Genomic DNA, 18,169 nt, shown 5'->3' with positions numbered 1-18,169 from the left:
GAGTCTGCCTGAATCATGACCGCACCTTCCATCATACTTACCCGTCTCGACGTGCAGCGTCTTGAGCAATTGATCGACCGTGTAGGCGAGGACTCGCCGGGCGTCGAAGCCCTGCAGCACGAACTCGACCGCGCCGAAGAAGTGGTTGGCCACGAGGAAGTGCCTGCAAGTGTCGTGACGATGAACTCCAGCGTGCATTGCCGTGAGCAAGGCAGCGGCAAGGACTATCACCTGACCCTGGTTTACCCCAAGGATGCCAACGCAGACGAGGGCAAGATCTCGATCCTCGCGCCAGTAGGCAGTGCGTTACTCGGCCTGAAAGTGGGCCAGCATATCGACTGGCCGGCACCCGGCGGCAAAACCCTCAAGCTTGAACTGCTCAGCGTTGAAGGCCAGCCTAAAGACGGCGGCGCGTTCTCTCTGTAACAAGAGCCGCTTTAAACCTGCTTCAGTGCGTTGTTGAGCGACAGCTCCAGCTCGGCCTTGTAACGCAGGTACAGGTTGCTCGGGCTTTGCACATCACCGAGCAGGCCGGACAGGTCCAGGTCGGTGATGTAGCAGCGGTAACGTTCGGTTTCTCGACGTTGCCCGACGATTTCCTGAGCGACCACGGCAAACAGCTGGTCGCCAAACTCCAGTTCGCAAAACTCCCGCTGGTTGCAGTACAGGGTGATGCCCACTTGGCCGGGCGTCGCCTTGCCGATAATCGCCTGCACGTCATAAAACGGCTTATTAGCCGGGTTCTGCGGCGCGGGGCGCGGCTCGATGCCGCGTGCGCGATTGCTGCCTGATGGCAACAGTTGGTAATACAAGATTTGCACTTCGCCCAACGGCTGCTGCGTATCCAGCGGCGCCAGCGCTTCGCGGCGATAGATGATCGATTGCAGAAAACGCTGCAACGGCGCCAACAGGCTCTGCTCATCATGAAACGGCAGGCGTTGCTGCCAGAGCGCGTTGAACTCATCCAACACATACAACTCGGCAAAACCTTCATTGACCCGGTAGAACACCTGCACGCAATCGGCCAGGCCCATCGGCAGCAGCAGCGCCAGGTCGTAGTCTTCCAGGGCCATGGCGTCCAGGTGCAGTGGGCTGTAGCTGGCCAGTTCTTCGCTGAGGTAGGCAATCAGCGCGTCCTGGGTCGGCAGTGACACATGGGTGGCCTGACCCGGCATCAGCTCCATCACGTGGTAGTGCTGCTGCACCTGCAACAGGTAGCGGTGATTGGACTGGCTAAGCAACAGGTTTTGCGCGGTGTCGAAAATTTCTTCTACACGCTGGGCAATGAACTGCGCACGGTTGTGACAGAAGCAGCGCACCCGCAGGCGTGGCAAGTGGTCCGACGGCAGTTGATTGAGGTAGTCACGCAGGCAGTCGAGCAGCGCGTGGGGGCCGTCGTAGCGGCTGACCATGACCTCGTTCCAGCTATTGAGCGTGACCTGATCCAGAGTCAGCACCAGGTTGTCGCGCACGCCGGCATAGCTCAGGGAGTCGGTGCGCTCGGTGGTCATCAGGATGTTCAAGTCGCGATGATGTTTGAGCGGGTCGACACCAACGTTGATCAGCAACAGCACTTCTTCCGGCACCGCCGAGCGCAACAGGCGATCCTCATCGACGCTGGCCAACGGCAGGGCGATGGTTTGTTGCAGGCTGCCCAGCAGGTTGAACAGCTCGAATTCGGTCATGTCACTGACGCCCGGGTGCAGTGCCAGGCGGGTGCTGCTGTCGATCACGCCGTTGCGATGGCACCAGGTGAGCATGTCCAAGAGGTCGCGGCTGCGCTTGATCGGCGCGAAGTGCTCCCATTCCAGCGCCGTAAGGTTGCCGTTGTACAGGCCCCAGTGATACTGGCCCGGTTCCTTGCGATTGGGGGACTGCACCAGCGTGAGCGTGTCTTCGGCCAAGTCGGGCGCGATGCCGGGGTTGATGAACTCAACCTTGCCGGCCTTGCGTTCGAACGCTGCATACAGGCGCCGGCCCAGCACGTTCAGATCGCGCTTGTTGATCAGGCTGGCGGTTTGCTCGGTACGGGCGAACTGCGTGAGGAAGCGGTAGCTGTAATTCAGTTCGTTGACCAGTGCGCGGCGCTCGGAGGCGACCTGGCGCACTTTCCACTGGCTGCGGCTGTCCAGCAGAGCCAGTTGGCGTTGGTCCCAGCCCCATTCATTGGCCAGGCGCTCCAGCAGACGGCGTTGCCAGCCGGTGCTGCGTTGGCCGACGCTGAGCTTGCGATTGACCTTCAGGTACAGCGCGCGCCGCACCAGTTCGAGGCGCTCCGGCTCATTGCGCGCCTTGAGGTATTCCTCGATGCGGCGGTAAACCACGATGTACGGGTCCAACTCGTCCAGGTCCATCTGATTGGCGAATACGGCGCGCTTGAAGCGCAGGCTCAGGCAGTACACGTTCGGGTGCTCGCTGGCATAAACCTCGGTCAGCAGCAGCTTGAGCACCGATTTGTAGGGCGACTCGATGCCCTTGAACAACTGCCACAGCCCGGCGCCGATGAATTCGCCCGGAGGGATGTGCGCCAGGTGCCCAAGGTCCAGGGTTTCGTCGGCGCGGATAAAGCGTTTGGAAATCAGCGTATGGGTGAACTCGGCGTAGCGGCGTTCCTCGTACACCGGCACCAGCCACCAGATCGGCGTGCGCCCGGCCAGCCAGATGGCGGTGCGGTAGAACTCATCCAGCAGCAGGTAATGCTGGGTGGTGCCGCAGTCGTCGGAGCTCAGTTGCGTGTCGCGTTCACCCAGTACAAAGCGCGTCGGTTCGATCAGAAAAAAATGCGCCTCGGCGCCCATGGTCAGGGCCCAGGCTTCCAGCAACTGGCACTTTTTGCGCAGCTCGGCCAGTTCGGTTTCGCCAAGTTCGGGCGAGTGGCAGACCCACACGTCCATATCGCTTTGGTCCGCTTGAGCCAGGGTGCCAAGGCTGCCCATCAGGTACAGGCCGAGGATAGGCCGTGGCGGATTGCCATGGCGTGGCTTGTAGGAAAACGAACGGGTCAGGCGCTGAGCTTCAGTGAGAGCCTGGGCGTCCGGTTCGAAATTGGACAGCCCGGCCGGCGTGCTGCCCGAGACATAACCTGGCAGCAGGGGGTGGTTGACGTGGAAAAACAGCGGCAACAGGGTCAACACGCTTTGCTGGCGCGGAGTCAGACCTTCGACGGCCCGGGCCATGCGGCCTTCATTGAGGGCCATGAAGCGCGCGCGCAATTGGGCCAGCACCTTGCGGTCGATGCCTTCGTCCAGGTCGGGGCGGATTTCATGGGTGCGGGTCATGTCGAACTCGTTGGCTCGCAGGGCCCGACGTGGGCGGCCGTCTAGGAGTTTACAGACACAAGCGTAGGAGGTTTAGAGGGAAATGGTTTCTGGCGTCAGAATTTTGTGCCATCCACAGCAATGCCCTCGGAATCCGCAGAAAGCGGACTCCATGGGCGGTATCAGGGATCAGGCAGCTTCTTTGGTGGTAGCAGTCGTCAGAATGGTCAGCAGGGTTTGGGCCTGCTCTGCAGCGTCCCGGCCAAGGCTGGTCAGGTAGCCCCCGTCTGGCTGGTCGATAAGGCCTTTTGCATGGAGGCGCTTGGCCGCGGCGATGGCAGTGGGGGCGGCGGTCTGGTGGACTTTCAGACCTTCCTTGGTGCTGTCCAAGGGGAAGAGTACAAGGATTTCCAGTTCGGCAACCAACTCAGGGGTATACGACATAAGGACTCCAGACTTTCTAAAATTTATTAGAGGCTAGCAGGGCATAAGGTGAACGCACTTTGCCAGGCTGTCCAGTGAGAAAGTCGTGGGTCTTGATATGGCGCAGGTTTGTGGCGAGGAAGCAGGCTTCCCGGCCACGAAAGTGCTCGATTCAGTCGTTTTCCGGGGGTAATTCCGGCAGTGCGCGCAGCGCGGTTTCATACCATTGGGTATCGAAGGCGCGGTCTTCTTCAAGCATCTTGTCGATTTCCACAGCCAGCACGTGGGCCATGAGATTCAGAATGTCTTCGCGCTCGTAGCCCACCAGGGTCAGCTTGTTGAAGGTGGCTTTGGCGGCAGGCGGGTTGTCGCTTTCGATCTGGTTTTCGATGGCCTGGGTCAGCGTGCTTTCGGTGAATTCTTCTTCGTCGTTGTCGATATCGGTCGGCTCGCTCATGGCGGGGCTCCTCAAGGAAAGGGCGCCAGTCTACCCCCATTCAGGCAGGTGATGCTGCTGGTCAGGTCGGGCCGCACGCTCTATAACTTCCGCAGCCAACCCCACACCCGGCCTGGAGGCATTCGCGATGCTCAAGCTTTACGGATTTTCGGTCAGCAACTACTACAACATGGTCAAACTGGCGCTGCTGGAGAAAGGCCTGCCGTTTGAAGAAGTGCCATTTTATGCAGGCCAGACGCCTGAAGCGCTTGCGGTAAGCCCGCGAGGCAAAGTGCCGGTGCTGGGCGTCAAGCAAGGCTTTATCAACGAAACCAGCGTGATTCTGGAGTACATCGAACACACTCAGGAAGGCCCTTCGCTGCTGCCGGCCGAGCCTTTTCAGCGGGCTCAGGTGCTGGCGCTGTGCAGGGAAATCGAGCTGTACATCGAGTTGCCCGCCCGCGCGTGTTTCGCCGAGGCGTTCTTCGGTATGCCGGTGCCGGAGGCGATCAAGGAAAAATCCAGGGCTGAGTTGCTGTTGGGGATCAGTTCTTTAGGCCGACACGGCAAGTTTGCGCCTTACGTGGCGGGGGAGAGCTTCACGCTGGCCGATCTGTATTTCATGTACAGCGTGAACCTGGCCTGTGCCGTGGGCGAGAAGCTGTTTGGCCTGGATCTGCTGGCTGAGTTGCCGAAGGCGAAAGCGCTGCTGGAGCGACTGCACGCGATGCCCAACGCGCAGAAAGTGGCGGCGGACAGGGAGGCGGCGATGCCGGCGTTTATGGCGATGATTGCGGCCAAGAAGTAGATAGGTGGAGCCTGTAAGGGAGCCATCGCGGGCAAGCCAGCTCCCACATTTTGAGTGGTGAACCTGTTCAAATGTGGGAGCTGGCTTGCCTGCGATGCTTTTAGCGGCTGGCGAGCAGTGCCTGGCCACGCACGACCGCAGCCTTGACCTGCGCCGGCGCAGTGCCGCCCACATGGTTACGCGCATTCACCGAGCCTTCCAGGGTCAGCACGGCAAACACGTCCTGCTCGATCTGGTCGCTGAATTGGCGCAGCTCTTCCAGGCTCATTTCCGCCAGGTCCTTGCCGGTGTCTACGCCGTACTTAACGGCGTGGCCGACGATTTCGTGGCAGTCGCGAAATGGCAGGCCCCGGCGCACCAGGTAGTCCGCCAGGTCGGTTGCCGTGGAGAACCCGCGCAAGGCCGCTTCACGCATAATCGCGTGCTTGGGCTTGATCGCCGGGATCATGTCGGCAAACGCACGCAGCGAATCGCGCAGGGTGTCGGCGGCGTCGAACAGCGGCTCTTTGTCTTCCTGGTTGTCCTTGTTGTAGGCCAATGGCTGGCCCTTCATCAAGGTCAGCAAGCCCATCAGCGCGCCGAATACACGGCCGCTTTTGCCACGCACCAGTTCGGGCACGTCGGGGTTTTTCTTTTGCGGCATGATCGAGCTGCCGGTGCAGAAGCGGTCCGGCAGGTCGATGAACTGGAATTGCGCACTGGTCCACAGCACCAGTTCTTCGGAGAAACGCGACAAGTGCATCATCGCGATGCTGGCGGCAGCGCAGAATTCGATGGCGAAGTCACGGTCCGACACGCCGTCCAGAGAGTTGCCGCCAACCGCGTCAAAACCCAGCAGTTGTGCGGTGTATTCGCGGTCGATTGGGTAGGTAGTGCCGGCCAGTGCGGCGCTGCCCAACGGCATGCGGTTGGCGCGCTTGCGGCAATCCACCAGGCGCTCGTAGTCGCGGCTGAGCATCTCGAACCAGGCCAGCAAGTGGTGGCCGAAAGTCACCGGTTGCGCAGTTTGCAGGTGGGTGAAGCCGGGCATGATGGTGCCGGACTCACGCTCGGCCTGCTCCAGCAGACCTTTTTGCAGGCGGGTGATTTCGCCCAGGATCAGGTCGATTTCGTCACGCAGCCACAGGCGGATATCGGTAGCCACCTGGTCGTTACGGCTGCGACCGGTGTGCAGTTTCTTGCCGGTCACACCGATGCGATCGGTGAGGCGGGCTTCGATGTTCATGTGCACGTCTTCCAGGTCGACGCGCCAGTCGAACGTGCCGGCCTCGATTTCACCGCGAATGGTGGTCAGGCCATCGATGATGCTGTCGCGCTCGGCGTCGGTCAGTACGCCGACCTTGGCCAGCATCGTGGCGTGGGCGATCGAGCCCATGATGTCGTGGCGGTACAGGCGCTGGTCGAAAGTGACGGAGGCGGTGAAGCGCGCGACGAAGGCGTCGACGGGTTCACTGAAGCGGCCGCCCCAGGACTGGTTGGTCTTGTCGGTGCTCATGGATTCGCTCGTGATCTGCTTAAAAGAGGCGTGAAGGTGTGTCGCCGATAATAACAGGGTTGCACTTGGAGGCGGTGCTGCGGGTGGTCGGCATTTTTATTTGTGCCAAGGATGGCTAAGTGCCTTGCCGCCGAACGCTTCCGGGAAGAGACTGGAGCGGGCCCTAATTGAAACGATATTTGACGATTGAGCAATATCGTCTCAGCGAGCGTCTACAGTTGCACTGATAGAGCGTGAATGCACCAAAGTCGGGTGATGCGGTCATAGCCCAGACTATCCATTAAAAAAGGGGGGTATTCGGATTGTGTATCAGCAAACCCTACGACGATGCCCGAAGGCAGCAGGTCTTGGGCGCAATTGAACAGGTCCGGGTAAATATGGGTGCCGCTGCCGGGGCACTTTTTGCCGCTCGCGCTAGTCTTAGCGTGGATCGCTGTGACGCAAGTCACCGCACCTGTCTACGCTATCCTTGTGCGAGACTCACGCAGGAATCCAGCGCAATATGAATGTCCTGATCGTTGATGACGAACCCCAAGCCCGCGAGCGACTGAGCCGTTTGGTCAGTGAACTCGAGGGTTATACAGTCCTTGAACCGAGCGCCACCAACGGCGAAGAGGCGTTGACGCTGATCGACAGCCTCAAACCGGATGTGGTGTTGCTCGATATTCGCCTGCCAGGCCTTGATGGCTTGCAAGTGGCCGCCCGCCTGAGCGAGCGAGAATCGCCGCCTGCCGTGGTGTTGTGTGCAGCTCACGAAGAGTTTTCTGCGCAGACCCTGGAAGACAGCGGTGTCAGCTTTCTTGCCAAACCGGTGAGTGCTGAGGCGCTGCTCAAAGCCTTGAAAAAGGCCGAGCGTCCCAACCGCGTCCAGCTCGCCGCTTTGACCCAGCCAGCCGCTCAGAGTGGTAACGGGCCACGCAGCCATATCAGCGCGCGGACCCGTAAAGGTATCGAGCTGATTCCGCTGAACCAGGTGGTCTACTTTATCGCCGACCACAAGTACGTGACCTTGCGTCACGAGACGGGTGAAGTGTTGCTCGATGAGCCGCTCAAGGCCCTTGAGGACGAATTCGGCGACCGCTTTGTGCGCATCCACCGCAATGCGCTGGTGGCCCGCGAGCGAATAGAACGCTTGCAGCGCACGCCCCTGGGGCACTTTCAGTTGTTCCTCAAAGGGCTTAACGGCGATGCCTTGATCGTCAGCCGACGCCATGTCGCCGGTGTGCGCAAGATGATGCAGCAGCTTTAGCCAGGGGCTTTGGCGAGGTCTGCATTCTGTATCCCGGTGCGACGCGGCCAGGGAGGCCCCGCACTTGCTGATTCAAATCAAAGCGTGTTTGCCTGAGCTGTTATTATCTGCCGTATCTATTCAGTACGGATTGATCCATGTCCTCTCGCGAAATCCGCATCGCCACCCGTAAAAGTGCCCTGGCCTTGTGGCAGGCCGAATACGTCAAAGCACGCCTTGAGCAAGCCCATCCGGGGTTGAAAGTGTCTCTGGTGCCCATGGTCAGTCGCGGCGACAAGCTGCTCGACTCGCCATTGTCGAAGATTGGCGGCAAGGGCTTGTTCGTCAAGGAACTGGAAACCGCACTGTTGGAAAACGAAGCCGACATCGCCGTGCATTCGATGAAAGACGTGCCGATGGACTTCCCCGAAGGTCTTGGCCTGTATTGCATCTGCGAGCGCGAAGACCCGCGTGACGCGTTTGTTTCCAATACTTACGCGTCGCTGGATGAACTGCCCTTGGGCAGTGTCGTCGGCACCTCGAGCCTGCGTCGCCAGGCGCAGTTGCTGACTCGCCGGCCGGACCTGCAAATTCGTTTTCTGCGCGGCAACGTCAACACCCGTCTGGCCAAGTTGGATGCGGGCGAGTATGACGCGATTATTCTCGCGGCGGCTGGCCTGATTCGCCTGGGTTTCGAAGACCGCATCACCTCGGCCATCAGCGTAGAAGATAGCTTGCCCGCGGGCGGACAAGGCGCTGTGGGGATCGAATGCCGCACCGCTGACAGTCAAATTCACGCCTTGCTCAAACCCCTTGATCATCAAGACACCGAAGTCCGTGTCACGGCCGAGCGCGCGCTGAACAAACGCCTCAACGGTGGCTGCCAGGTACCAATCGCCTGTTACGCCGTGCTTGAGGGTGAAAACCTGTGGCTGCGTGGCTTGGTAGGCGACCCCGCAGGCGGCACGCTGCTCACCGCCCAGGTTCGCGGGCCGCAGCGTGATGCTACCGCGCTGGGAATCCAGGTGGCAGAAGAGCTGCTGGAAAAAGGCGCCGGTGTGATTCTGCAAAAAATCTACGGCGAGGCTGGCCCGCAGTGACCGACTGGCGTCTGTTGCTGACGCGGCCTGCCGAGGAAGCCACGGCCCTGGCCGCGACGTTGTCCGAGGCCGGCATTTTCAGCAGCAGCCTGCCATTGTTGGCGATCCAGGCCTTGCCGGTGACGGCTGAGCAACAAGCGGTCTTTTGTGATCTGGGCCGTTATAGCGCGGTCATCGTGGTCAGCAAGCCTGCCGCGCGCCTGGCCTTGCAACAGCTGGATCGGCGTTGGCCGCAGTTGCCCTGGTTCAGCGTCGGCGCGGCCACCGCGCAAGTACTGGCCGATCACGACCTCACTGTTCATTATCCGCAAACCGGCGACGACAGCGAGGCCTTGCTTGCGCTGCCCGCCTTGCGCGAGGCTATCGCACGCCCCGAGGCCCGGGTATTGATCCTGCGTGGCGAAGGTGGGCGTGAGCTGCTGGCTGAGCGTTTACGCGAGCAAGGTGCTAGTGTCGATTATCTGGAGTTGTATCGTCGCACCCTGCCGGCTTACGACACCGGGGAGCTGATGCAACGCATCCAGTTGGAACGCTTGAACGGCGTGGTGGTCAGCAGTGGGCAGGGTTTTTTGCACCTGCAAGCGTTGGCTGGCCCCGATTGGCCGCAGGTGGCGCGGCTGCCATTGTTCGTGCCCAGCCCCCGCGTCCATGAAATGGCGCGGGCCGCTGGCGCAGAAAAAGTTGTGGATTGTCGCGGTGCGAGTGCCGCGGCTTTGTTAGTGGCGTTGCGCAGCGCTGCCTTGTGAGGCAAGCCGCGCCCACTCTCTGATACGCAAAGGACGGATACGTGAGCGAAACAGCCTTGCCTAAAGATGAAACCCAGCCCGCACTTGATGCGCCGGCTGAGTCACCGGTCGCCGCGCCACGCCGTGGCAATGGCCTTGCAATCGTAGCCTTGTTGCTCGGCGCCGCAGGTGTTGCCGCTGGCGGATGGGGCATTTGGCAGGTCCGCGCCCTGCAAGCCGGCAGTCAACAGCAGTCGAGCCAGGTGCAGGCACTCGACGAGCAATCCCAGTCCCTCAAGCAGAGCCAGCAACAGCTGACTACCCGGCTCGCGCAATTGCCCGGTGCAGATGAGCTGGAAGAACGCCGCCGTCTGGTAACCCAGTTGCAGGGCGATCAGCAGCGCTTGAGCCAGCGCCTGGAAACCGTGCTGGGTGCCAGTCGCCAGGACTGGCGTCTGGCCGAAGCCGAGCATTTGATCCGTCTGGCCAGCTTGCGTTTGTCTGCCCTGCAGGACATCAACAGCGCTCAGTCTCTGGTCCAGGGGGCTGACGAAATTCTGCGTGAGCAAAGCGATCCGGGTTCCTACGCCGCACGCGAGCAACTGGCCAAGAGCCTTGCCGCGTTGCGCAGTACCGAGCAGCCGGACCGCACCGGGCTTTACCTGCAACTCGCCGCGCTGCGTGATCAGGTTGTACAGCTGGCGGCTATTGCCCCGGAATACCAGCTTAGCGAGCCGGCCTCTCAAGGTCGCCCGACCAGCGATACGCAAGGTCGCCTGAGCCAATGGTGGGAGGAGATTTCCCGCTACTTCCGCATCGATTTCAACCCGGACGACAACATTCGACCGTTGCTCGCCGGTCAGGGCCTGAATCAGGTACGCCTGGCGCTGAGCCTGGCCCTTGAGCAGGCGCAATGGGCTGCGCTCAATGGTGAAACGGCGGTGTACAGCCGTTCCCTGGGCGAGGCGCGCAGCGTGCTGCAAGACAACTTCAACCAGGACAACCCGCAGAGCAAAGCGATGCTCGCGCGTATTGCCGAGCTTGAGCCCAAGGCCGTTTCCGTGGCCACGCCTGACCTGGCGGCCAGCCTGGCCGCGGTGCAGGCCTACCTCGAACGTCGTCATCTGTCTGCCGATGAAGCCAAGGCGTCGGCGGGCACGCCGGCGACCCAGGAGTAGAGCCGATGAAGCGTTTCTATGTGATCCTGGTCCTGGCAATTGCGATCGCCCTGGGGCTGGGCGTGGGCATTTCCAAGCACACCGGCTACGTGCTGATTACCTATCCCCATCTGCTGCATTACGAGTCGAGCCTGTGGGCGACGCTGGTGGCCGTGTTTGCCGTCGGCCTGGCGATCTATCTGATCCGTGTGTTGCTGAGCCTGCTCAGCACCTCCGGTGGTGTGGTCAACCCATGGTCGCGACGTAACCGCAGTCGCCGGGTACAAATTGCGATCGAGCAGGGCCAGATGGACCTCGCTGAAGGCCGCTGGGCCAGTGCCGAACGCCACCTGCACCGCGCCGCCGAAGCGGAGCGCCAGCCATTGTTGTACTACCTTGGCGCGGCACGTGCGGCCAATGAGCAGGGCCGTTATGAAGAGTCCGACGGTTTGCTGGAGCGCGCTCTGGAGCGCCAGCCTCAGGCTGAGCTGGCGGTTGCCTTGAGCCATGCGCAATTGCAGATGGACCGTGGCGATACAGAAGGCGCACTGGTGACTTTGCAGGCGATGCACGAGCGTCATCCGCACAACCCGCAGGTGTTGCGCCAGTTGCAGCGTCTGCATCAGCAGCGGGGCGATTGGTCTTCAGTGATTCGCTTGTTGCCGGAGCTGCGAAAAGACAAAGTCCTTCCCGCCAGCGAGCTGGCCGAGCTGGAGCGTCGCGCCTGGGGTGAAAACCTCGGGCTGGCGGCCCAGCGTGAAGAGCAGGGCGAAGCAGGCTTGCAGTCTCTTGATCGGGCGTGGGAGCAACTCACTTCCGCCCAGCGCCAGGAGCCACAGCTGGTTCTGGCTTACGCCGAGCAACTGCGCCGGCTGGGTGCCGACGCCAAGGCTGAAGAGGTGCTGCGCAGCGCCATCAAACGCGGCTATGACAGCCACTTGATCCGGCTCTATGGTTTGTTGCGAGGCGCTGATTCGGCCCGCCAATTGAAGTTTGCCGAAGGCTGGCTCAAGGATCACCCGGGTGATGCCAGCTTGTTGCTGACCCTGGGCCGCCTGTGTCTGCAAAACAGCTTGTGGGGCAAGGCGCGCGATTACCTTGAAAGCAGCCTGCAGGTGCAACGCAACCCTGAGGCCTGCGCTGAGCTGGCACGGCTGTTGGCCCAATTGGGTGACACCGAGCGCAGCAACCAGCTGTTCCAGGAGGGTCTGGGGCTGCTTGACAGTCGCTTGCTGGCCTCGCCGTTGCCCATGCCCGCGCGCGTCTGAAGTAGGAAAGAGGGCGAAGGTTGGCTCGGATGTTTCTGAGAGCCAACCCTTCGTTAGCCTGTAAATACTGGGTCTAAAGCGCTACGTAGTAAATTCCTACTGATAGCTGCTTAAAGTCATCCAGGGTCTGACGAGATATCCCTATGCTCTCGCGGAATTGCCTGCTCTAACGAGTATTGAAAGGGGTCAGGCCTTTCCTCTACCGTGACGGCCTATCTCTTGCGGTACGGATAACAATGTCTTTGGCCCCTTCACGCTCCTTGTTTTTCCTGGCGTTCATGGCTGGTGTGCTGACGTTGGGCGCGTCGTTTTATCTCGAGTACGGCGCGCTGCTACGCCCGTGTTTCCTTTGCCAGCTGCAACGTATTTTTCTGGCAGCCTTCACGCTGATCAATCTGGTCGCGGCGATTCATAATCCAAAGCGCTCTGCGGTTTACCTCTACGGGTTTGCCAGCATGGGCTGCGCATTGCTCGGCGCTATCACTGCCGTACGCCAGGTGCTGCTACAAAATGCCGCACCGGAGCAGACCACCGATTGCTGGCCAAGCCTGCACTACATGATTGAAAACCTGTCGCTGTGGCAAGCACTGCAATTGACCGTCAAAGGCACCGTCGATTGCGTTGAGATCAACTGGACACTGTTCGACCTCAGCGTTCCCGAATGGAGCTTGCTGTTCTTTTTGGCCATGCTGACGCTGGGCATCCTGCAGTTTTCGCGGTTGTTTTTAAGTCGCCGATGGGGTCTCGGAAGGCCTTGAAAGTGTGTCGCGGGTCGTAGGACGGGATTAAACACTTGTATGAACTTTCTCTCCTGCGTACCTTGAAGCCATAGTCATGCGGGCATAATCTGGCCCGCACGCATTATCGAAACCGTTTGCCAAATGCGGCCTTGTCCGGCTGCTGCTTTTATCCTTGAGTGTTGCGCGGGCACAGGCGGCAGCGCCCCCTATAGGGAAGAGAGATCATCATGCTGGAAAGTTGTCAGAATGCTCAGGAACGCTGGGGTGGGGTGCACAAGCTGATCGACAGCTGGTTGAAGGCACGTCACGAACTGGTTCGGGCCTTTGATGCTCTTGGCGCCAAGCCCGAAGCATTGGGTGAGAATCGCGAGCCGCTGCAAGACTTTTGCGCTGTGTTGGTGGACTACGTGTCTGCTGGACATTTCGGCGTCTACGAACAACTGACCAAAGAGGCGGAAGCCTTTGATGATCAGCGTGGTCTGGACTTGGCCGAGACCATCTACCCGCGCATCGATGTCATCACGGAAAAACTGCTGGTGTTCACCGAGTTGTGCGATGCCGGCAAATGCGTTGCCGAAAAATTCAAAGAGCTTGGCGGGTTGTTGCACGAACGTTTCGAGCTGGAAGATTGCCTGATCGAAGTGTTGCACAACGCTCACAAAGAAGAGGCCGCCACCCAGGCCTGAGCCTTGGCGGCGAGACAAAAAAACGGTGCGCATGGCGCACCGTTTTTTATTGGGTCAGTGGCGAGTACCGAGCAATTCGATCTCGAACACCAGCGGCGTATAAGCGGGGATCAACTCGCCAGCACCGTCGGCGCCATAGGCTTGGGCGGATGGGATCACCAGACGCCATTTCGCGCCTACCGGCATCTGTTGCAGCGCGCTGCTCCAGCCGCTGATCACACTGTCCAGGCGAAACCATTGCGGTTGCGTGCTCTGATCAAAGACAGTCCCGTCGGGCAACCGCCCTACGTATTTCACTTGCACCTCATCACTGGCCAACGGCTTGCTGCCGGTGCCAGGCGTCAGCTCCGTGAGCAGGATGCCATTCGATAACTCACGCACGCCGGCTGCTGCTTTTTCCTTGGATAAAAATTGCTGTTCGGCAGCGAGTGCTTTTTCACTTTGCGGCGCCTCAGCCTCGGCCGCGCTCTGCGCTTCGTGCTCGGCGAGGATCTGCTCGATACGTGCATTGTCCAGCGCCAGTGGTTTGCCCTGATAGGCTTGTTTAAGGCCATCGATCAACGCCTGAATCTGCAGGTCAGGTACTTCCTGGCGCAGTCGTTCGCCGAGGCTGGCGCCCAGGCTGTAAGCAAGGTCGTGCGGGTCTTGGGCAGTAGTTTTTGACGGCGATTGTTCTGCCGCATGGGTCATGGAAACCACCAACCCAAGCATTAAAAAAAGGTAACGCGACATGGTTATTCTCCCGCCGAAAGTGCGACGGATTATGCCAGTGTGAGTGCGCAAAAAGTGCCGTGGTTTTTCGTTATATCGATAAGAATTTTCCTACGGTGCAACGCAAGGCAAACGATACTGTCAACATGCCCTAGCGGCGGTAAGAGCAGAGGGCTAGTATGAGCCGCACCCACGTCAGCCAGGAGGTAAACCATGTCGGCCAAACAGAAGCCTGTAAATACCCCGTTGCATTTACTCCAACAACTTTCGGGCAGCTTGCTCGAACATCTGGAAAGCGCGTGTTCCCAAGCCTTGGCTGATGCAGAAAAACTGCTCGCCAAATTGGAAAAACAACGCGGTAAAGCGCAAGAAAAGCTGCACAAATCCCGTACCAAACTGCAAGACGCCGCCACTGCCGGCAAGGCCAAGGCACAAGCCAAAGCCAAAGACGCCGTTAAGGAACTTGAGGATCTGCTGGACGCCCTCAAAGATCGCCAAGCTGAAACCCGCACCTACATTTCTCAACTCAAACGCGATGCTCAGGAAAGCCTGAAACTGGCCCAGGGCGTTGGTCGTGTGAAAGAAGCCGTGGCTAAAGCACTGGGCGCTCGCACGCCAGCAAAAGCCGTTGTGTCGAAGGCTTCGACTAAGGCAGCGTCCAAGTCCGCTGCTGCAAAACCAGCTGCCAAGCCAGCCGCTAAAACGGCTGCTGCAAAACCAGCCGCCAAGCCAGCCGCTAAAACGGCTGCTGCAAAACCAGCCGCCAAGCCAGCCGCTAAAACGGCTGCTGCAAAACCAGCCGCCAAGCCAGCCGCTAAAACTGCTGCTGCAAAACCAGCCGCCAAGCCAGCCGCTAAAACGGCTGCTGCAAAACCAGCGGCCAAGCCAGCTGCCAAACCGGCTGCTGCAAAACCAGCTGCTAAGCCAGCCGCAAAACCCACTGCTGCAAAGCCAGCCGCCAAGCCTGCACCGGCCAAGCCAGCAACCCCGGCAGCTCCGGCTGCAACCCCGGCAGCGTCCACCGCTCCAACTGCGCCGGCCAGCAGCACGCCTGCACCGGCAGCGCCAAGCACCACCCCAACCAGCGCTTCCTAAGTGCCGGTGGCCTCGACGCGCAGCGACTGCAGCGCGTCGTGGTCAAGGTTGGCGGCTCCGGTCGCCAAGCCTTCAAGCCATCTCGATTGACCCCCTTTCTCGCCAGTCGGCCATGTTTGCGCCAGCACTTGCAGGCGCGTCAGCAACTGCCGTTCAGCTTCCAGCTCCAGGGCCTTGACCCGTTCGCGCAGCGTCGCCAATTGCGCATCCTGCTGCGCCATGGCTCGCCATTGCACGCGTACCTGTCGCAAGGGTTCGACCACGTCTTGCTGCCACGGCTGCGCAATCTGGCGCAACGCCTGCATGCGTTCGGCGGTCGGTGCAACGCCGCGCTGCTCCAGCCAGGCGCCGCAGAGCAACAGGCACACATCCGCGCCTTGTGCCTGCAAGCGCAGGCAAGCAGCTTCAATGCCCGGGTGGGCATACGTCGAGAGGGCAAAGCTCCACAGGTCAGCGCACATATTCACACCCAAGCCAGCGGCCAACGAAGCTGGTAGACTCCGCCGCCATTATGATCCGACTTCAAAGCCTAACATTACAGCGTGGCCCGCAACGTCTTCTTGAAGACGCCGAGCTGACCCTGCACGCCGGTCACAAAGCCGGCCTGATCGGTGCCAACGGCGCCGGCAAATCCACGTTGTTCGCCCTGTTGCTCGGTGAGCTGACCCCGGATTCCGGGAACTGCCTGCTGCCGGCCGACTGGCGCATCGCCCATATGCGCCAGGAGATCGACACCCTGGACCGCATCGCGATCGACTACGTGCTCGATGGCGACCTGCGCCTGCGTCAGGTGCAACACGACCTGGCCGAGGCCGAGAAAGCCCAGGATGGCGCCGCCCAGGCCCGTCTGCACTCGGAACTCGACAGTGCCGACGGCTACACCGCTGACGCTCGCGCCCGCAAGATGCTGGCCGGCCTGGGTTTTACCAATGAACAGATGGACCGCCCGGTCGCCGACTTCTCCGGCGGCTGGCGCATGCGCCTGAACCTGGCCCAGGCGCTGATGTGCCCGTCCGACCTGCTGCTGCTCGACGAACCGACCAACCACTTGGACCTCGATGCGATCCTGTGGCTGGAGGATTTCCTCAAGAGCTACCCGGGCACCTTGCTGCTGATTTCCCACGACCGGGATTTCCTCGACGCCGTGGTCGACAATATCGCCCACGTCGAACAGAAGAAAATCACGCTCTACCGTGGCGGCTACACCGCATTCGAGCGCGCCCGCGCCGAACGCCTGGCTCAGCAGCAGCAAGCCTTCGAGAAGCAGCAAGCGCAACGTGCGCACATGGAAAGCTACATCGCCCGGTTCAAGGCCCAGGCCACCAAGGCCCGTCAGGCCCAGAGCCGGATCAAGGCGTTGGAGCGCATGGAAGAGCTGTCGGCGGCCCACGTCGATTCGCCGTTCGATTTCGTGTTCCGTGAGTCGGTGAAGATCTCCAGCCCATTGTTGGACCTCTCGGATGCACGCCTGGGTTATGGCGACAAAACCATTCTGGAGAAGGTCAAGCTGCAGCTCACGCCAGGCGCGCGTATCGGTTTGCTCGGTCCCAACGGCGCAGGCAAGTCGACGCTGATCAAGAACCTGTCGGGTGAACTGCAACCCCTGGCCGGCCGCCTGACGCGTGGCGAGAACCTGGTGGTGGGCTACTTCGCTCAGCATCAGCTGGACTTCCTCGATTCCAAAGCCAGCCCGTTGTTGCACCTGCAGCGCCTGGCGCCGACCGAACGTGAGCAAACCTTGCGTGATTTTCTGGGTGGCTTCGACTTCCGTGGCGCACGCATCGATGAGCCGGTGTTGAATTTCTCCGGCGGCGAAAAAGCCCGCCTGGCCTTGGCCCTGATCGCCTGGGACCGGCCAAACCTGCTGCTGCTCGACGAACCGACCAACCACCTGGACCTGGAAATGCGCCTGGCGCTGACCATGGCCCTGCAGGAATTCAGTGGTGCGGTACTGGTGGTGTCTCACGATCGCCACTTGCTCAAGAGCACCACCGATAACTTCCTGCTGGTGGCTGACGGCAAAGTCGAAGAGTTCGACGGCGACCTGGACGATTACGCGCGTTGGCTGACGGACTACCGTCTGCGCAACGCGCCGGCCAGCACTACGCCGGTCAACCCGGACAAGACCGACAAGAAGGCCCAGCGCCAGGCCGCCGCCGCCCTGCGTCAGCAGCTGGCGCCGCACAAGCGCGAAGCCGACAAGCTGGAAGCCGAGCTGGGCAAGGTGCATGAGCGCCTGGCCAGGATCGAAACCAGCCTGGGCGACAGCGCCGTGTACGAGGCGGCGCGCAAGGACGAGTTGCGCGACTTGTTGGCCGAACAAGCCAAACTCAAGGTGCGTGAAGGTCAGTTGGAGGAAACCTGGATGGAAGCCCTCGAACTGCTGGAAACCCTGCAAGCGGAGCTGGAGGCGCTGTCCTGATGGAAGCGCTGCAATTGCCATTGCCGACGCAGTGGGTCGAACCGGTCTGGATCGGTGTGCAAATCCTGCTGATCCTGCTGGCGGGTTACCTCGCCCAGCGCTTCGTCGCCAAGGGCCTGAATCGTCTGGGAGAGCGTTACCCGTTCCCGCCACAACTGCTGATGCCCCTGCGTGGCGGCCTGCGCTGGCTGATCATGGGCAGCGCGTTGATCTTTGTGCTGGGCCGTCTCGGCGTGTCGGCTACGGTGCTGTGGACGGCGCTGTCGGGGTTTGTCGCGGTGGCCGCCGTGGCGTTTTTCGCCATGTGGTCGGTGCTGTCCAACCTGCTGTGCGCGATCTTGATCTTCACCGTCGGGCCGTTCCGCCTGGGTGACATTGTCGAGTTGGTGGATACCGTCGACAAACCGGGCGTCAAAGGCCGGGTCGTGGCGATCAACCTGCTCTACACCACGCTGATCGAAGTGCAGGACGCCGGCACCGACAGTGCGATGGTGCAAGTGCCTAACAGCTTGTTCTTCCAGCGCTCGGTGCGGCGTTGGCCAGGCACCCATGTGTTCCCTGGCGACCGCTAGTATTTACATCCTGTAAAAATATCTAGCCAGCCTTTGCTCGGCGGAG

Annotated in this window: 18 protein-coding genes and 1 pseudogene; 13 read left to right on the top strand and 6 right to left on the bottom strand. The window is 60.7% G+C overall.

Translation table 11 applies throughout. From position 1 onward, the window contains the following. Window positions 1-15 precede the first annotated feature (15 nt). The gene (gene rnk, locus FPT15_RS02030) at window positions 16-426 is read left to right on the top strand and encodes a nucleoside diphosphate kinase regulator (RefSeq protein ID WP_145158073.1); all 411 of its coding nucleotides are present in this window, start codon (window positions 16-18) and stop codon (window positions 424-426) included. Window positions 427-437: 11 nt separating this feature from the next. Here the strand turns inward: rnk and FPT15_RS02025 are convergent, their stop codons facing one another. The 3 genes from FPT15_RS02025 to FPT15_RS02015 form a co-directional block, all read right to left on the bottom strand. Continuing rightward, a complete protein-coding gene (locus tag FPT15_RS02025; protein ID WP_145158070.1) occupies window positions 438-3,278 on the bottom strand; it encodes a class I adenylate cyclase in 2,841 nt (946 codons plus the stop codon). A gap of 168 nt (window positions 3,279-3,446) precedes the next feature. Next, the gene (locus FPT15_RS02020; RefSeq protein WP_010207442.1) at window positions 3,447-3,701 is read right to left on the bottom strand and encodes a TIGR02647 family protein; all 255 of its coding nucleotides are present in this window, start codon (window positions 3,699-3,701) and stop codon (window positions 3,447-3,449) included. Between the two features lie 151 nt (window positions 3,702-3,852). After that, window positions 3,853-4,137 carry a hypothetical protein gene (locus tag FPT15_RS02015; protein WP_106575823.1) on the bottom strand — a complete coding sequence of 95 codons (285 nt, stop codon included), beginning with the start codon at window positions 4,135-4,137 and terminating at the stop codon, window positions 3,853-3,855. Window positions 4,138-4,264: 127 nt separating this feature from the next. Between FPT15_RS02015 and FPT15_RS02010 the strand changes: the two genes are divergently transcribed. Then, a complete protein-coding gene (locus tag FPT15_RS02010; protein ID WP_145158067.1) occupies window positions 4,265-4,924 on the top strand; it encodes a glutathione S-transferase family protein in 660 nt (219 codons plus the stop codon). 100 nt (window positions 4,925-5,024) lie between these two features. Here the strand turns inward: FPT15_RS02010 and argH are convergent, their stop codons facing one another. Beyond that, on the bottom strand, window positions 5,025-6,419 hold the full coding sequence (gene argH, locus FPT15_RS02005) for an argininosuccinate lyase (protein WP_145158064.1): 1,395 nt from the start codon (window positions 6,417-6,419) through the stop codon (window positions 5,025-5,027). A gap of 389 nt (window positions 6,420-6,808) precedes the next feature. Between argH and FPT15_RS30290 the strand changes: the two are divergent. From FPT15_RS30290 to rsd, 8 genes and pseudogenes are all read left to right on the top strand, one after another. After that, a pseudogene (locus FPT15_RS30290) lies at window positions 6,809-6,925 on the top strand (sensor histidine kinase); the annotation flags it as partial. Beyond that, a complete protein-coding gene (locus tag FPT15_RS02000) occupies window positions 6,922-7,668 on the top strand; it encodes a LytTR family DNA-binding domain-containing protein (RefSeq protein WP_145158061.1) in 747 nt (248 codons plus the stop codon). The pseudogene FPT15_RS30290 and the gene FPT15_RS02000, both read left to right, overlap by 4 nt. Before the next feature lie 137 nt (window positions 7,669-7,805). Next, entirely contained in the window at window positions 7,806-8,747 is a 942-nt protein-coding gene (gene hemC, locus FPT15_RS01995; protein ID WP_145158058.1) for a hydroxymethylbilane synthase, read from the top strand. Then, window positions 8,744-9,493 carry a uroporphyrinogen-III synthase gene (locus tag FPT15_RS01990; RefSeq protein ID WP_145158056.1) on the top strand — a complete coding sequence of 250 codons (750 nt, stop codon included), beginning with the start codon at window positions 8,744-8,746 and terminating at the stop codon, window positions 9,491-9,493. Before hemC ends, FPT15_RS01990 begins: the two co-directional genes overlap by 4 nt. Before the next feature lie 41 nt (window positions 9,494-9,534). Next, the gene (locus FPT15_RS01985; protein WP_145158053.1) at window positions 9,535-10,650 is read left to right on the top strand and encodes a uroporphyrinogen-III C-methyltransferase; all 1,116 of its coding nucleotides are present in this window, start codon (window positions 9,535-9,537) and stop codon (window positions 10,648-10,650) included. Window positions 10,651-10,655: 5 nt separating this feature from the next. Next, a complete protein-coding gene (locus tag FPT15_RS01980) occupies window positions 10,656-11,897 on the top strand; it encodes a heme biosynthesis protein HemY (protein WP_145158050.1) in 1,242 nt (413 codons plus the stop codon). A gap of 236 nt (window positions 11,898-12,133) precedes the next feature. Continuing rightward, the gene (locus tag FPT15_RS01975; protein ID WP_145158578.1) at window positions 12,134-12,655 is read left to right on the top strand and encodes a disulfide bond formation protein B; all 522 of its coding nucleotides are present in this window, start codon (window positions 12,134-12,136) and stop codon (window positions 12,653-12,655) included. A gap of 209 nt (window positions 12,656-12,864) precedes the next feature. Beyond that, window positions 12,865-13,323 (top strand): sigma D regulator, encoded by a 459-nt coding sequence (rsd, locus tag FPT15_RS01970; protein WP_106575814.1) that lies wholly within the window; start codon window positions 12,865-12,867, stop codon window positions 13,321-13,323. A gap of 54 nt (window positions 13,324-13,377) precedes the next feature. Here the strand turns inward: rsd and FPT15_RS01965 are convergent, their stop codons facing one another. Beyond that, window positions 13,378-14,055, bottom strand: a complete 678-nt coding sequence (locus FPT15_RS01965; RefSeq protein WP_145158047.1) for an FKBP-type peptidyl-prolyl cis-trans isomerase — start codon at window positions 14,053-14,055, stop codon at window positions 13,378-13,380. 192 nt (window positions 14,056-14,247) lie between these two features. On the opposite strand from FPT15_RS01965, the gene FPT15_RS01960 reads away from it, so the two are divergent. After that, a complete protein-coding gene (locus tag FPT15_RS01960) occupies window positions 14,248-15,129 on the top strand; it encodes an AlgP family protein (RefSeq protein WP_145158044.1) in 882 nt (293 codons plus the stop codon). Here the strand turns inward: FPT15_RS01960 and FPT15_RS01955 are convergent. Continuing rightward, window positions 15,126-15,590: a TIGR02444 family protein gene (locus FPT15_RS01955; protein ID WP_145158042.1), complete on the bottom strand. Its 465-nt coding sequence runs from the start codon at window positions 15,588-15,590 to the stop codon at window positions 15,126-15,128. The genes FPT15_RS01960 and FPT15_RS01955 overlap by 4 nt on opposite strands. 50 nt (window positions 15,591-15,640) lie before the next feature. On the opposite strand from FPT15_RS01955, the gene FPT15_RS01950 reads away from it, so the two are divergent. Continuing rightward, entirely contained in the window at window positions 15,641-17,551 is a 1,911-nt protein-coding gene (locus FPT15_RS01950; RefSeq protein ID WP_145158039.1) for an ATP-binding cassette domain-containing protein, read from the top strand. Next, complete coding sequence (locus FPT15_RS01945) at window positions 17,551-18,123, top strand: mechanosensitive ion channel family protein (RefSeq protein ID WP_145158036.1); 573 nt, start codon at window positions 17,551-17,553, stop codon at window positions 18,121-18,123. Before FPT15_RS01950 ends, FPT15_RS01945 begins: the two co-directional genes overlap by 1 nt. Window positions 18,124-18,169: the final 46 nt, after the last annotated feature.

This window comes from Pseudomonas sp. RGB, assembly GCF_007713445.1.
Lineage (GTDB): Bacteria > Pseudomonadota > Gammaproteobacteria > Pseudomonadales > Pseudomonadaceae > Aquipseudomonas.
This window is presented reverse-complemented; position numbering and strand designations above follow the sequence as displayed.

What these genes read in the sequence shown, in the direction of transcription:
- rnk (WP_145158073.1), top strand. Translation starts at nt 16, where the DNA reads ATGACCGCACCTTCCATCATACTTACCCGTCTCGACGTGCAGCGTCTT.
- FPT15_RS02025 (WP_145158070.1), bottom strand. Translation starts at nt 3,278, where the DNA reads ATGACCCGCACCCATGAAATCCGCCCCGACCTGGACGAAGGCATCGAC.
- FPT15_RS02020 (WP_010207442.1), bottom strand. Translation starts at nt 3,701, where the DNA reads ATGTCGTATACCCCTGAGTTGGTTGCCGAACTGGAAATCCTTGTACTC.
- FPT15_RS02015 (WP_106575823.1), bottom strand. Translation starts at nt 4,137, where the DNA reads ATGAGCGAGCCGACCGATATCGACAACGACGAAGAAGAATTCACCGAA.
- FPT15_RS02010 (WP_145158067.1), top strand. Translation starts at nt 4,265, where the DNA reads ATGCTCAAGCTTTACGGATTTTCGGTCAGCAACTACTACAACATGGTC.
- argH (WP_145158064.1), bottom strand. Translation starts at nt 6,419, where the DNA reads ATGAGCACCGACAAGACCAACCAGTCCTGGGGCGGCCGCTTCAGTGAA.
- FPT15_RS02000 (WP_145158061.1), top strand. Translation starts at nt 6,922, where the DNA reads ATGAATGTCCTGATCGTTGATGACGAACCCCAAGCCCGCGAGCGACTG.
- hemC (WP_145158058.1), top strand. Translation starts at nt 7,806, where the DNA reads ATGTCCTCTCGCGAAATCCGCATCGCCACCCGTAAAAGTGCCCTGGCC.
- FPT15_RS01980 (WP_145158050.1), top strand. Translation starts at nt 10,656, where the DNA reads ATGAAGCGTTTCTATGTGATCCTGGTCCTGGCAATTGCGATCGCCCTG.
- FPT15_RS01975 (WP_145158578.1), top strand. Translation starts at nt 12,134, where the DNA reads ATGTCTTTGGCCCCTTCACGCTCCTTGTTTTTCCTGGCGTTCATGGCT.
- rsd (WP_106575814.1), top strand. Translation starts at nt 12,865, where the DNA reads ATGCTGGAAAGTTGTCAGAATGCTCAGGAACGCTGGGGTGGGGTGCAC.
- FPT15_RS01965 (WP_145158047.1), bottom strand. Translation starts at nt 14,055, where the DNA reads ATGTCGCGTTACCTTTTTTTAATGCTTGGGTTGGTGGTTTCCATGACC.
- FPT15_RS01960 (WP_145158044.1), top strand. Translation starts at nt 14,248, where the DNA reads ATGTCGGCCAAACAGAAGCCTGTAAATACCCCGTTGCATTTACTCCAA.
- FPT15_RS01955 (WP_145158042.1), bottom strand. Translation starts at nt 15,590, where the DNA reads ATGTGCGCTGACCTGTGGAGCTTTGCCCTCTCGACGTATGCCCACCCG.
- FPT15_RS01950 (WP_145158039.1), top strand. Translation starts at nt 15,641, where the DNA reads ATGATCCGACTTCAAAGCCTAACATTACAGCGTGGCCCGCAACGTCTT.
- FPT15_RS01945 (WP_145158036.1), top strand. Translation starts at nt 17,551, where the DNA reads ATGGAAGCGCTGCAATTGCCATTGCCGACGCAGTGGGTCGAACCGGTC.